The organism is Streptomyces hokutonensis (assembly GCF_042751305.1).
Taxonomy (GTDB): domain Bacteria; phylum Actinomycetota; class Actinomycetes; order Streptomycetales; family Streptomycetaceae; genus Streptomyces; species Streptomyces hokutonensis_A.
In genome coordinates, this window is record NZ_JBHYWD010000001.1 from 22,953 (window position 1) to 37,281 (window position 14,329).

The following is a 14,329-nucleotide window of genomic DNA, read 5'->3' on the forward strand; positions in this document are numbered from 1 at the left end:
GATTTTGTCGTGTCTCTTACGGTGACGGCGGCTCGGCCGACCGCGAACGGTCGACCAGGGGTACGGGTAGGCGGCCTGCCCGGCGTGATTGGCCGGTGTCTGGGCGCGGGGCGCCGGGGTTGGTTTGGGTCGGCCGGTGCGCGGGGTCGCCGGGCGCGGCTCGTCCGGGGTGTGCGCGGGGAAGTCGGGGCGGCTCCGCGTCGGTTGGTGTGTACGCGCGGGCGCGGCGTCCTGTCCGGGGTGGTCGGTGTGTATGTGCGCGAGGATTTCGGGGCCGGGTTGGGCCGGTCGGTGTGTGGGGGTGGGGCGGTAGGTCCGGTTGGTGTCAGCCCGTATGTACGCGCGGGCGGCGGGCGCGGTCCGGTTCTGCCTCGCGGAGGACCTCCCGGGTGACCGGGGCGACCTCGCCCTGGCCGAAGAGGAAGAAGCGGAGGAAGTTGGCGAACGGATTGCCCTCGGTCCACTCGAAGTACATGTGCGGGATGCGGCCCGTCGTGTCGCGGACGTGCAGCATCAGCGCGGCCAGCGCGTTCGGGATCGAGGAGGACTCCAGGGTCAGGACCCGGTAGCGGCCGTGCAGCACCTCGCCCCGCACGGTCAGGCCCGCCTCGAACTCGGAGGCGTCGAGGACCGTCACCTCCACGAACACGAAGTCCTCGCCGGGGATGTCGTTGTCGGCGCGGATCTGCTCGATCTTCTCCCGGTACTCGGCCTTGTCCCGGCGGTCGGGCTCGTTGGCCACGAAGCGGATCTTCCGGCTGGCCATGTCGCGGATGAATCGTTCCGCCATGTCGTCCAACTGCACACTCGTCACGCGCAGTTCGAAGGCGCGGGCCAGCCGGGAGAGCAGGGAGACCAGGATGATGCCGGCGATGAAGCAGGCGCCGATCTTCACACCGTCCGGGCGCTCGATGACGTTCACGACGGTGACGTAGAGGAGGACCGCCGAGACGATCCCGAAGGCGACGGTCCAGTTGCGCTGGCGGGCGCGGCGGGCGGAGATGGTCACCGCGATCGCGGCCGAGGACATCAGGACCAGGACGCCGGTGGCGTAGGCGCCGCCCTGCGCGTCGACGCTGGCGTCGAAGATCCAGGTGACGAGGAACGCGATCAGCGTGAAGACGATCACCATCGGGCGGACCGCGCGGGCCCAGTGCGGGGCCATGCCGTAGCGGGGCAGATAGCGCGGCATCAGGTTGAGCAGGCCGGCCATCGCGGAGGCGCCGGCGAACCACAGGATGGCGATGGTGGAGAGGTCGTAGACCGTGCCGAAGGCGTTGCCCAGGTACTCGTGCGCGAGATAGGCGAGCGCGCGGCCGTTGGCCTGGCCGCCCGTCTTGAACTCCTTCTCCGGGATCAGCACGGTGGTGATGAAGCTGGTGGCGATCAGGAACACGCTCATGATGAGCGCGGCGGTCGTCAGCAGCTTCTTGGTGTCCCGGATACGGCCCTTCGGGTTGTCGTGGGTGTCGTCCGGGTCGCCCTCGACGTGCGGCATGACGGCTACGCCAGTCTCGAAGCCGGACAGGCCCAGCGCCAGCTTGGGGAAGACCAGCAGGGACACGCCGACCATGGCGAAGACGTTGCCGTGCTCGGTGGTGAGGGCGCTGGTCCAGTCGGTGACCACGTGGGCCTCGGTGAGCACGTGCCACATGCCGACCACCACGACCACCACGTTGAGGCTCAGGTAGATCGCCACCAGGTAGAGGGCGACACCGATCGCCTCCAGGAAGCCCTTGAGGAACACCGCGCCGAGCAGGGCGACCAGGACGAGCGTGATCAGCATCTGCTTGTCGTGCAGGGTGTCCGTCAGATGCGGGTTCTCCACGAGGTGGGTGGAGGCGTCCGCCGCCGACAGGGTGATGGTGATCAGGAAGTCGGTCGCGGCGAAGCCGAGCAGGGTGAGGACGAACAGCTTGCCCTTCCAGAACGACAGCAGCCGTTCCAGCATCGCGATGGAGCCCTCGCCGTGCGGGCTCTCCTCCGCCACGCGCCGGTACACGGGCAGGGCGCCGGCGAGCGTCACGATCACGAGCACGATGGTCGCGACCGGCGACAGCAGTCCGGCCGCCAGGGCCGCGATGCCCGGCTGGTAGCCGAGGGTGGAGAAGTAGTCGACACCGGTCAGGCACATCACCCGCCACCAGCGCTGGCCCTTGTGCGCCTCCTGTTCGGGTTCCGGCACGGACTGCGGCACCTGCTGGCCGCCGCCCTTGCCCATGTCGGCCAGGCCCTCCAGCATCCAGGCGCGCAGGCGACTGGGAGGGTGTTCGGTCGTGGCCATGGGCGTGCTCCTGGGGGTGCGGGTCAGCGTGCGGTTTCTGGCCATCACGCGGACGGCGGCACCAGCGTAAGCGGAGAGTGACGCGTGGGCCCATGGATCTACGGGCCGTGGGCGTCAATCTTCCGTTAAGACTGGCCGGGAGAGCGGAAGGAGCGCATCAGGAAGGGGTGGCCGGGAGCGGTTCGGGGCGCGTTGGGCTGTATGGGGGATGTTGGGAGGGCCGTACCGGGCGATGGACACCGAGCGTGACGACGGGGCGCCCTATACATCCGCCAGCCTCGCCTCCTCCAGGTCCAGCGACCTCTGCAACCGCCTGCGGGTCGTGTCGCTGATGGCGTGGTCGTCGTAGAGGCGCTGGAGTTCCACGGCCTCTACGGCGATCAGGTCGCGGCGGAGCTGGCGGTAGACCAGGTCGGCGGACTCGGTGGGGGACGGGTGGCCGTTGGGCTCGGCGAGGCGGTCGCGGGCGTCGTCGAGGCGGGCGTTGAGACCGCGGCGGAGCCGGTCGAGGACGACGTCCGGTACGGCTTCCAGCTCGGCGAGTTCGTCGAGGCGACGGATGCCCGCGTCGGCCAACCGGCAGCGGGCGGACGCCTCTTCGCGTTCCGTGTGGTCGGGTTCGAGGGCGATGCCGGAGCGGCGGACGACGGGCGCGAGCGTGAAGCCCTGCACGACCAGGGTGACCACCACGACCGAGGTGGTGAGGACGAGAACCAGCGGGCGGTCGGTCAGCGCGGCGCCGCTGCTGGTGACCTCCGGGATCGACAGCGCCGCCGCCAGCGGGAGGACACCCCGGGTACCCGCCCAGGTCAGCACCATCGGCACCCGCCAATTCACCCTGTGCGTCCCCGACTTGCGCTGCACCACCGCCGACAGCGGCGCCAGCCACAGCAGTCGTACGGCGATCAGGGTGCCCGCCACCGCGAGCGCGTACAGGGGCCAGGCCCGGTCGCCGTCGGACAGTGCCCGCACCTGCGTGGGCAGGGCGAGACCGATCAGCGAGAACACCACGCTCTCCAGCAGGAACACCAACGTGCCGTAGACGGCATGCAGTTGGAGCCGGATGCGGGCGTTGGTGAGCCGGTCGCCGCGACCGCCCAGGACGACGCCCGCCACCACCACCGAGGTCACACCGGAGGTGTTCGCGCCCTCCGCCAGGACGTAGGCCGCGTACGGCGTGACCAGGGCGATCACCGTCTCCAGGACCGGGTCCTCGGTGTGCCGCCGGATCAGTGTCACGGCGTGGGCGACGGCCGCCCCGATGACCGTGCCGCCGCCCGCGAGGACGATGAACTCACCGCCCGCGGCACCCCAGTTCGCCGCCGCCGAGGCGACCGCGACGCTCACCGCGACCCGGAACAGCACCAGTGAGGTCGCGTCGTTGAACAGGGACTCCGCCTGGACGAGCATCTGGACCCGGGGCGGCAGCGCGAGCCGCCGGCCCAGCGCGGTGACGGCGACCGGGTCGGTGCTCGCGAGGACCGCGCCGAGCACGAACGCCATCTGCCAGGACAGCGGGGTCACCGTGGACGCCACCCAGCCCACCGCCGCCGCCGATGCGACGACCAGGCCGATCGCGAGGATCCCGACCGGCTTCCACACGGCCTTCAGCTCACGCCACGACAGGTCCTCGGCACTGGCGTAGAGCAGCGGTGGCAGCACCACCAGGCCGATCACGTCCGGGCTGATCTCGATGGAAGGGGTGCCCGGCAGCAGCGCCACGGCGAGACCGGCGACCACGAGGAGGGAGGGGGCGGGGATCCGCCAGCGGCGGGCGAACGTCGCGACCAGCGTCGCCAGCACCACGAGAGCGAGAACCGTACCGACGCCGCGCATGCCGTCCCCCTGGGTCTTGGACGAGCCCATGCGGACTCCCCGCCGACCAGACTTCCCGGCACACCGCGCACACCCTAACCCGGCCGGACGCCGTCAAGACAGTGTCAACGTCCTCGCAGGCGGCGCCAGAGACGCGTCAAGACGTCTGCCCGAAGGCCTGCCGGGCGCTTCCCTGGAAGGCGATGAACGACGTACTGCGACGCGGGCGACTGAAGGTCTACCTCGGGGCGGCCCCGGGCGTCGGCAAGACCTACCGCATGCTCGACGAGGCACGGCGCCGGGCCGCCCGGGGCGCCGATGTGGTGGTCGGCTTCGCCGAGTGCCACGGACGTCCGCTCACCGAGGCGATGCTCGACGGCCTGGAGGTCGTCGAGCGGGCTCAATGCACCTACCGGGGCGGGGAGTTCGAGGAGATGGACCTCGGCGCGGTCCTCGTCCGCCGCCCGGAGGCCGCCGTCGTCGACGAGTTCGCGCACAGCAACGTCCCCGGCGGCGGACGCAACGCCAAGCGCTGGCAGGACATCGACGAACTGCTCGCCGCCGGCATCGACGTCGTCACCGCCGTCAACGTGCAGCATCTCGCCTCCCTGAAGGACGTCGTCGAGAAGATCACCGGGGTGCCGCAGCACGAGACGGTGCCCGACGACGTCGTACGCCGGGCCCAGCAGATCGAGCTGATCGACATACCGCCAGAAGGGCTGCGGCGGCGCATGGCGCACGGCAACATCTACGCGCCCGACAAGATCGACGCGGCCCTCGCCAACTACTTCCGGCCCGGAAACCTCACCGCGCTGCGGCAGTTGGCGCTGCTGTGGGTGGCCGACCGGGTCGACGAGGCCCTGCACACCTACCGCGCCGAGCACGCGATCGGCGGGGTGTGGGAGACCCGGGAGCGGGTGGTCGTCGCCCTCACCGGCGGCCCCGAGGGCGACACACTCATCCGCCGGGCCGCCCGCATCGCCGACCGATCAGCGGGCGGCGATCTCCTCGCCGTGCACGTGGCCCGCAGCGACGGACTCGCCGCCGGGGTGTCCCACGCCTCGCTCGTCCGGCAGCGCAGGCTCGTCGAGGACCTCGGCGGCAGCTACCACTCGGTGGTCGGCGACGGGGTCGCCACCGCCCTGGTGGAGTTCGCCCGCACCGAGAACGCCACGCAGCTCGTCCTCGGCACCAGCCGCCGGGGACGCCTCGAACGGTTCCTGACCGGACCCGGCACGGGCGAGACGGTCACCGAACTCTCCGGCGACATCGACGTCCACCGGGTCACACACGAGCGCGCCGGGCGCGGGACCCTGCTCCCGTCCCGTCGCCGTACCCTCTCGACCGGACGGCTGATCGCCGGTCCCGTGGCGGGACTTGTGCTCCCGGTGCTGCTCACCGTCTGTCTCGCGCAGGTGCGCGGCACGGTCAACCTCACCAGCGAGGCACTGCTGTTCCTGCTTGCCGTCGTCGGGGTCGCCTGCATAGGCGGTGTCACCTCTGCGGTCATCGCCTCGGTGACGGCCTCGCTGCTGCTCAACTACTGGTTCATCCCGCCCATAGGCCAGTTCACGCTGGACGACCCCAACGCCCTGTTGGCGCTTGGGGTGTTCACGGTCGTGGCGGCGACCGTGGCCGCCGTGGTCGACCGTTCGCTACGGCTGTCCCGGCGCTCGGCGCGTGCCACCGCCGAGGCGGAGACGATGTCCTCCCTCGCGGGCAGCATCGTGCGCGGCGGCCAGACGATCCCAGCTCTGCTGGAGCGCACCCGCGAGACCTTCGGCACCGCCTCGGCGGAACTCGTCGACGAACCGCCGGACCACGAGATCGGCGGCGGGGTCACCACCGTCCCGGCGGGCCCAGGCGCCTACCTGCTGCTGCGCGGACGCACCCTCTCCTCCTCGGAACGCCGGGTCCTGGCCGCCTTCGCCGCCCATGTCGGCTCCGCCGTCGAACGGGCCCAACTCGCCGAAGCGGCAGCGGAGATAGAGCCGGTGAAGGCGGCCGACCGGTTGCGTACGGCGCTGCTGCGGGCCGTAGGACATGATCTGCGGACGCCACTCGCGGCGGGCTGGGCCGCCGTCACCTCGTTGCGCGGGCGGGACGTGGAGTTCTCGGACGAGGACCGGGACGAACTCCTCGCCACCGCCGACGAGTCGATGGCCAAGCTGAACCGACTGCTGGAAAATCTCCTCGACTTGAGCCGGCTCGAGGCGGGCGTGCTCCCGCTGAACCTGCGGGCCACGAGCCTGGAGGAGGTGCTGCCGATGGCGCTCGCGGACGTGCCCGACGTGGATCTGCGGGACGTGGAGTCGATTCCGCCGGTGCTGGTCGATCCGCCTCTGCTGGAACGCGTGATCGCCAACCTGGCGGGCAACGCGGCCCGGCACACCCCGCCCGGGCGCCGGGTGCTGGTCACCGCCAGCGCGCTGGGCGGGCGGGTGGAGTTGCGGGTCGTGGACCGAGGGCCCGGGCTTCCGACTACCGGTCGCGAGCGGCTCTTCGAGCCGTTCCAGCGGTTGGGCGACACGGACAACACCACCGGGCTCGGGCTGGGTCTCGCCCTTGCGCGCGGCCTCACCGAGGCGATGAACGGGACCCTCACCCCCGAGGACACGCCGGGCGGCGGACTGACCATGGTCGTGTCTCTGCCGCTGGCCGAAGGGGCGAGCCAGTCGGATCCGAGCCTCGTGGTCACTCCAGACCGGACACCCTGAACACGGTCTCCGCGGTCTCGCGCTCGACGCGTTCCGCGATGCGGCGCAGCGCGGTCGCCCCGCAGGTGAGCGAGCCGGAGGCAAGGGACTTGTGCGAGTCCTCCGCCAACCTGTGCCACAGGTCGGGGTTGTTGACCAGCACATCGGGATCGACCGAGACCCGGCTGCCGAACTCGTCCCGCAGCAAGAGCCGTTGAGAGATCCCGTCCAGACAGCGCACCGACACCAGCCGGTCCGTGCGGACGCGTCGCTCGCGCAGCAGCCGGCGCGAGGACAGCCAGCCCTCGCCCGCCCGGACCCGCGCCGGACACAGCACCACGAAGAGCAGCAGCGCCACGGCGAACCAGAGCGCGGCACGCCAGAGCGTGAGCCGGCCGCTGAAGTGGTCGACGGCCAGCAGGAGTCCGAGCAGCGCGCCCGCGCAGCGGAACGAGCCGCGCAGGTCCCGCGCCCATCGTCGGTCCTCCACCGGTGCCATGGGGGTGACGGTAGAGATCCCCGGCGTACGGAAGCCGGGTCTTGACGCGACCCTGACGGGCGGCCGGCGGTTCCTGACGCCCTCGCAGCGGCCTCGCGGAGGCCGAGCGCAGTTGTCCTGGTCACACGCTCGTCAAGTTCGTGTCAAAGAACGCGTGTTCGGCGCGAAGAAGCCGCAAGGAGAAGGAGAAGCACACGGCGACGGGACCGAACCTGGAGCGCACCCGCGCCTCAGTATCTTGAAGGAGCCACCAGCATGACCGTCCTCACCGTCCAGCCGGGCGGGACGCCCGCCGACGAGGAGCCCCCGGATACCGGCGAGCGCCATCGGCTGACCGCCCTCGCCGGGTTCGCCGCCCTGTCCCTGGACGCCATGGCGTCGGTGGCCTACGGCCCCGAGGCGATCGTCCTCGTGCTGGCCGCCGCCGGCGCACACGGGCTCGGCTTCACCCTGCCGGTGACGCTCGCCATCGCCGCCCTGCTGGCGGTGCTCGTCGCCTCGTACCGCCAGGTCATCGCGGCCTTTCCGGACGGCGGCGGCTCCTACGCCGTGGCGAAGACGCACCTCGGCGCGCGGACGAGCCTGGTGGCCGCCGCCTCGCTGGTGCTGGACTACGTCCTGAACGTGGCCGTGGCGGTGACCGCCGGAGTCGCTGCTCTGACCTCGGCCTTCCCGCGCCTGTACGACGACCGGCTGTGGCTGTGCCTCGCGGTGCTCGTGCTGGTCACGGCGGTGAACCTGCGCGGGATAGTCGAGTCGGCCCGCGCCTTCATCGTGCCGACGCTCGTGTTCGTCGGCTCCATCTTCGTGCTCATCGCGGTCGGCCTGTTCCGGTCCGCGCCGGTGAGCACCGCGACCGCCGACGGCCACGCCTCCGTGCTCGCCGACAACGCGACGAGCGTCGGCACGCTGCTGTTGCTGAAAGCTTTCGCTTCCGGTTGCAGCGCCCTCACCGGCGTCGAGGCCATTGCCAACGCCGTGCCCTCCTTCCGCGCACCCCGCGTCAAGCGGGCCCAGCGCGCGGAGGTCGCCCTCGGCGCGGTGCTCGGCGTGATGCTGATCGGCCTGTCGGTGCTGATCTCCCGCTTCCACCTCCAGCCCGTCCAGGGAGTCACCGTTCTCGCCCAGCTCGCGGACGCCTCCCTCGGCCACAACTGGGCTTTCTACGTCATCCAGTTCGCGACGATGATCCTGCTCGCCCTGTCCGCGAACACGTCCTTCGGCGGGCTGCCCGTGCTGCTGAAGCTGCTGGCCCGCGACAACTACCTCCCGCACGTCTTCGCCCTGAAGGCCGACCGCCAGGTGCACCGGCACGGAGTGCTCGCACTGGCCGCGGTCTCGGCGGCCCTGCTGGTGTTCTCCGGCGGCGACACCAACACCCTCGTGCCGCTCTTCGCGATCGGTGTCTTCGTCGGTTTCACCGTCGCCCAGGTCGGCATGGTCCGGCACTGGCGCGGCGAACGCGGCACCGGCCGGCGCGGAAAAGCCCTGCTGAACGGCTTCGGCGCGGTCCTCACCGGGGTCGCCGCGGTCGTCGTCACCGCGAGCAAGTTCGAGGAGGGCGCCTGGCTGATCGTGATCACCCTGCCGCTGCTCGTGCTCGCCTTCGAGACCGTGCACCGCGCCTACACGCACATCGGCGAACGGCTCGGCCTCGGCCGCATCCCGGAACCCCCGCACCGCGACCGGTCCGTGGTGATCGTCCCCGTCTCGTCCCTCTCCCGCCTCACCTCCGAGGCCCTGACGGCCGCCGCCTCCCTCGGCGACGAGGTCCGCGCGGTGACCGTCTGCTACCCCGACCCCGAGGACCGCGCCCACCTCCACGCCCTGGAGCGCGCCTGGACCGAGTGGAACCCCGGCGTGCCCCTGGTCCGCCTCACCTGCGAACGCCGCACACTGGGCCGCCCGATCGCCGCCTACGTACGGGACGTGTCGGCGACCGAACCGGACACCCGGGTCACCGTCCTGATCGCCGAGGTGGAGCCCGTACGGCTGTGGCAGCGGCTGCTCCAGAACCAGCGCGGGGCCGTCGTCGCCCATGCCGTACGGCGGGACACGGACGCGGTGATCTGCCGGCTGAGGTTCCGGCTGTTCTGAAGCCCGGGTGCGGTTCCGGGCTGCTCCGAAGCCCGGCGGCGGTGTGCACGCCCGCTGCGCGCCGTCGCCGTAAGAGTCCCGTCAAAGGCGTACGCACCGCCGTAAGGGACCCGTCAACGGCGGCCGAATCCGGTCACGGGCGCGGTTACCTCTAAGCGTCCGTTCCATTCGAACCTCAATCCAGGAGCTCACGATGGCCGATCTGGCCTTCGTCGTCACCACGATCGCGGTCTTCGCGCTGGTGGCCCTCGTCGCCAAGGGGGTGACGAAGCTGTGACCGCCGAGAACATCGTCGGCCTCGTCGTGGCCGTCGCCCTGCTGGGCTATCTCGTCCTCGCCCTGATCTTCCCGGAGAGGTTCTGAGCAACGACATGGGTCCCGTACTCGCAGGCGTCCTCCAGCTGCTCGCCCTCATCGGCGCGCTGGCACTCGCCTACATCCCCCTCGGCAACTACATGGCCCGGGTCTACTCCTCCGACAAGCACCTGCGGGTCGAGAAGTGGATCTACAAGGGCATCGGTGCCGACCCGAACACCGAGATGCGCTGGCCCGCGTATCTGCGCGGAGTGCTCGCCTTCTCGGCCGTCGGAGTCTTCTTCCTTTATCTCCTCCAGCGTCTCCAGGGCGTCCTGCCCGGCTCGCTTGGCTTCTCCTCGGTCAATCCGGCGCAGTCGTTCAACACGGCCGTGTCGTTCGTGACGAACACCAACTGGCAGTCGTACTACGGCGAGCAGACCATGGGCCATGTCGTGCAGACCGCCGGTCTGGCCGTCCAGAACTTCGTCTCCGCGGCCGTCGGCATCGCCGTGGCGGTGGCGCTTGTACGGGGCTTCGCGCGCTCGCGCACCGGTGAACTCGGCAACTTCTGGGCCGACATGGTGCGCGGTGTCATCCGCATCCTGGTGCCGCTCTCGATCGTCGCCGCGCTCGTGCTCGTGGCCTGCGGCGCCATCCAGAACTTCTCCGGGATCCACGAGGTCGGCCAGTTCATGGGCGGGCACCAGCAGTGGAACGGCGGTGCGGTCGCCTCGCAGGAGGCCATCAAGGAGATCGGCACCAACGGCGGCGGCTACTTCAACGCCAACTCCGCGCACCCCTTCGAGAACCCGACCCCGTTCACGAACCTCTTCGAGATCTTCCTGCTGCTGGTCATCCCGTTCGCGCTGACCCGCACCTTCGGTGTGATGGTCGGCTCGATCAAGCAGGGTTACGCGATCCTCGCCACCATGGCCACCATCTGGGTCGGCTTCGTCGCCCTGATGATGTGGACAGAGTTCGCCCACCACGGCTCAGCGCTCCAGATCGCCGGCGGTGCGATGGAGGGCAAGGAACAGCGCTTCGGCGTCGGCGCCTCCTCGATCTTCGCGGTGTCGACCACCCTGACCTCGACGGGCGCGGTGGACTCCTTCCACTCCTCGTTCACCGGTCTCGGCGGCGGAATCACCATGCTGGGCATGCAGTTGGGCGAGATAGCGCCCGGCGGTACCGGCTCCGGCCTCTACGGCATGCTGATCATGGCGGTCATCGCGGTGTTCATCGCCGGGCTCATGGTCGGCCGTACGCCCGAGTACCTGGGCAAGAAGATCGGCACCCGCGAGATGAAGCTCGCGGCCTGCTACATCCTGATCACCCCGGCCCTGGTGCTGATCTTCGCCGCCGCCTCCATGGCGCTGCCGACCCCGCCGCACTCGATGCTGAACTCCGGCGCGCACGGCTTCTCCGAGGTGCTGTACGCCTTCACCTCCGCCGCGAACAACAACGGCTCGGCCTTCGCCGGTCTGAACGCGAACACCGACTGGTTCAACACCATGACCGGGCTCGCGATGCTGCTCGGCCGCTTCCTGCCGATGGTGTTCGTGCTGGCGCTGGCCGGTTCGCTCGCCGAGCAGAAGCCGGTGCCGGTCACCGTGGGCACCCTGCGCACCGAAAAGCCTTTGTTCACCGGCCTGTTGGTGGGCGCGATCCTCATCATCACCGGCCTGACCTACTTCCCGGCGCTGGCGCTGGGACCGCTGGCCGAGGGGCTGGCGTCATGAGCACCCGTATAGGGAACATAGAGAACCAAGAGGACTCGATGTCCACAGCCACTCCGACCAGGGCGCCGCACAGCGATGTGCCGACCGGGCACAAGTCCCCCGAGAGCCGTGTCGGCGCGGGTCTCTTCGACCCCAAGCAACTCATCAAGTCCCTGCCCGACGCCTGCCGCAAGCTCGACCCGCGGGTGATGGTCAAGTCGCCCGTCATGTTCGTGGTGTGGATCGGGTCCGTGCTCACCACGGTCTTCTCCTTCAAGGATCCGGGCGACTGGTTCGGCTGGGCGATCAGCGCCTGGCTGTGGCTGACCGTGATCTTCGCGAACCTGGCGGAGGCCGTCGCAGAGGGCCGCGGCAAGGCCCAGGCCGACACCCTGCGCAAGGCCAAGACCGACACGGTGGCCCGGCGGCTCGTGGGCGACCAGGAGGAGCAGGTCCCCGGCACCGAACTCCGCATCGGCGACCTGGTGGTGTGCGAGGCCGGCGACATCATCCCCGGCGACGGTGACGTCGTGGAGGGAGTCGCGAGTGTCGACGAGTCGGCCATCACCGGCGAGTCCGCGCCCGTCATCCGGGAGTCCGGCGGCGACCGCTCGGCCGTCACGGGCGGTACGAAGGTCCTCTCCGACCGCATCGTCATCAAGATCACGACGAAGCCCGGTGAGACCTTCATCGACCGGATGATCGCCCTGGTCGAGGGCGCCGCCCGGCAGAAGACCCCGAACGAGATCGCGCTCAACATCCTGCTCGCCTCGCTGACGATCGTTTTCCTGCTCGCGGTGGCCACGCTGCCGCCGTTCGCGGACTACGCGGGCACGCACCTCACGATGATCGTGCTGGTGGCCCTGCTGGTCTGTCTGATCCCGACCACGATCGGCGCGCTGCTCTCCGCGATCGGCATCGCGGGCATGGACCGCCTCGTCCAGCGGAACGTACTGGCCATGTCCGGCAGGGCGGTTGAGGCCGCCGGTGACGTCTCGACGCTGCTGCTCGACAAGACCGGCACCATCACTCTCGGCAACCGCCAGGCCTCCGAGTTCGTGCCGGTGACCGGCATCACCGCGGCCCAACTCGCCGACGCCGCCCAGCTCTCCTCGCTCGCCGACGAGACGCCCGAGGGCCGCTCCATCGTCGTCCTGGCGAAGGAGAAGTACGACCTGCGCGAACGCCACCAGGGCGAGTTGGCGCACGCCGAGTGGATCGCCTTCACCGCCCAGACCCGGATGTCGGGTGTGGACGTGGATGGGCGCAAGATCCGCAAGGGCGCGGCCGGTTCGGTCGTCGCCTGGGTCAAGGAGCGGGGCGGCGAGGTGTCCGAGGACGCCGGCGCGCTCACCGACCGGATCTCCGCGGCCGGCGGCACCCCGCTGCTCGTGGCGGTCGAAGACACCGACGGCGCACGGGTGTTGGGCGTCATCCACCTCAAGGACGTCGTCAAGGCGGGCATGCGCGAGCGGTTCGACGAGCTGCGCCGCATGGGCATCAAGACCGTCATGATCACGGGCGACAACCCGCTGACCGCCAAGGCGATCGCCGACGAGGCAGGCGTCGACGACTTCCTCGCGGAGGCCACGCCCGAGGACAAGATGGCGCTGATCAAGCGGGAGCAGGCCGGCGGCAAGCTGGTCGCGATGACCGGCGACGGCACGAACGACGCGCCCGCGCTGGCCCAGGCGGACGTCGGCGTCGCGATGAACACCGGTACGTCGGCCGCGAAGGAGGCCGGCAACATGGTCGACCTCGACTCGAACCCGACCAAGCTCATCGAGATCGTCGAGATCGGCAAGCAACTCCTCATCACCCGGGGCGCGTTGACGACGTTCTCGATCGCCAACGACGTGGCGAAGTACTTCGCGATCATCCCGGCGCTGTTCGCGGCGGTCTACCCGGGCCTCGACAAGCTCAACATCATGGGCCTGTCGTCACCCGACTCCGCGATCCTGTCGGCCGTCATCTTCAACGCGCTGGTCATCATCGCGCTGGTTCCGCTGTCCCTGCGGGGCGTGCAATACCGGCCGGTCAGCGCCGACAAGATGCTCCGCCGCAATCTGACGATCTACGGCATCGGCGGGCTGATCGCCCCGTTCATCGGCATCAAGCTCATCGACCTCCTCATCTCCCTCATCCCCGGAATCGGCTGACCAGTTATGAACAACTCGGTATCCAACACAGCCCGGTTGCTCTGGGCGGCCCTGCGTGCCCTCCTCGTGCTGACCCTGGTGACCGGTGTCATCTACCCGCTGGTGGTCACGGGGGTGGCCCAGGCGCTGTTCAACAACAAGGCGAACGGCTCGGAGATCAAGGCGGAGGGCAAGGTCGTCGGTTCCTCGCTGATCGGCCAACAGGGCTACAGCCTGGACTACTTCCAAGGGCGCCCCGCGAATGGACTGGGCACGAACTCGGTCAACACCCAGTACAAGCTGATCCTCTCCGGTGCCACCAACCTCTCCGCCGACAGCAAGGTGCTCGTCAAGCAGGTGGAGGACGCCAAGGCGGCGGTCGTGAAGAACAACTCCACGGCCGACTACAAGGTCAAGCCCTCCCAGGTCCCGGCCGACGCCGTCACCTCCTCCGGCTCCGGCCTCGACCCGGACATCTCCCCGGCCTATGCCGAACTCCAGGTCCACCGGGTCGCCGAACGGAACCGCCTCTCCGTCACCCAGGTGGAGAGGCTGGTCAAGGACCACACCGACGGCCGCACCCTCGGCTTCATCGGCGAACCCACGGTGAACGTGCTGGAGCTCAACATCGCGCTCAAGTCCCTTGTGACGAAGAGCTGATGGCGTTATGCGACCGGCACGGGAGTGGGGGGGCCCGGGGCCCCCCCACCCCCCCCCCAGCCCCGGGCCCCCGGAAAAGGCCACCCCCCAGACCACGGGGGGGGGGGGGGGGGTCGGCCCCCCCC

The 14,329-nt window shown here is 70.0% G+C and carries 9 protein-coding genes; 6 read left to right on the top strand and 3 right to left on the bottom strand.

Annotated features, from left to right (window positions below; genetic code table 11):
- Positions 1 to 325: 325 nt before the first annotated feature.
- Positions 326 to 2,284, bottom strand: a complete 1,959-nt coding sequence (locus ACFXC1_RS00125; protein ID WP_381236634.1) for an APC family permease — start codon at positions 2,282 to 2,284, stop codon at positions 326 to 328.
- Between the two features lie 261 nt (positions 2,285 to 2,545).
- The gene (locus tag ACFXC1_RS00130) at positions 2,546 to 4,120 is read right to left on the bottom strand and encodes a Na+/H+ antiporter (protein ID WP_381239358.1); all 1,575 of its coding nucleotides are present in this window, start codon (positions 4,118 to 4,120) and stop codon (positions 2,546 to 2,548) included.
- 182 nt (positions 4,121 to 4,302) lie between these two features.
- Here ACFXC1_RS00130 and ACFXC1_RS00135 point away from each other — a divergent pair, with 182 nt between their 5' ends.
- The gene (locus ACFXC1_RS00135; RefSeq protein WP_381236637.1) at positions 4,303 to 6,816 is read left to right on the top strand and encodes an ATP-binding protein; all 2,514 of its coding nucleotides are present in this window, start codon (positions 4,303 to 4,305) and stop codon (positions 6,814 to 6,816) included.
- Here the strand turns inward: ACFXC1_RS00135 and ACFXC1_RS00140 are convergent.
- Positions 6,794 to 7,294: a hypothetical protein gene (locus ACFXC1_RS00140; RefSeq protein WP_381236640.1), complete on the bottom strand. Its 501-nt coding sequence runs from the start codon at positions 7,292 to 7,294 to the stop codon at positions 6,794 to 6,796. The genes ACFXC1_RS00135 and ACFXC1_RS00140 overlap by 23 nt on opposite strands.
- A 255-nt stretch (positions 7,295 to 7,549) precedes the next feature.
- On the opposite strand from ACFXC1_RS00140, the gene ACFXC1_RS00145 reads away from it, so the two are divergent.
- The 5 genes from ACFXC1_RS00145 to ACFXC1_RS00165 all read left to right on the top strand — a co-directional run bounded on the left by ACFXC1_RS00145 (position 7,550) and on the right by ACFXC1_RS00165 (position 14,204).
- On the top strand, positions 7,550 to 9,391 hold the full coding sequence (locus tag ACFXC1_RS00145) for an APC family permease (protein WP_381236643.1): 1,842 nt from the start codon (positions 7,550 to 7,552) through the stop codon (positions 9,389 to 9,391).
- 273 nt (positions 9,392 to 9,664) lie between these two features.
- Positions 9,665 to 9,754, top strand: a complete 90-nt coding sequence (gene kdpF / locus ACFXC1_RS00150; protein ID WP_016434100.1) for a K(+)-transporting ATPase subunit F — start codon at positions 9,665 to 9,667, stop codon at positions 9,752 to 9,754.
- Between the two features lie 8 nt (positions 9,755 to 9,762).
- Entirely contained in the window at positions 9,763 to 11,427 is a 1,665-nt protein-coding gene (kdpA, locus tag ACFXC1_RS00155) for a potassium-transporting ATPase subunit KdpA (RefSeq protein WP_381236646.1), read from the top strand.
- A gap of 38 nt (positions 11,428 to 11,465) precedes the next feature.
- Positions 11,466 to 13,565, top strand: coding sequence for a potassium-transporting ATPase subunit KdpB (kdpB, locus tag ACFXC1_RS00160; protein WP_381236649.1), 2,100 nt, complete (start codon positions 11,466 to 11,468; stop codon positions 13,563 to 13,565).
- 6 nt (positions 13,566 to 13,571) lie between these two features.
- Positions 13,572 to 14,204: a potassium-transporting ATPase subunit C gene (locus ACFXC1_RS00165; protein ID WP_381236652.1), complete on the top strand. Its 633-nt coding sequence runs from the start codon at positions 13,572 to 13,574 to the stop codon at positions 14,202 to 14,204.
- Positions 14,205 to 14,329 lie beyond the last annotated feature (125 nt).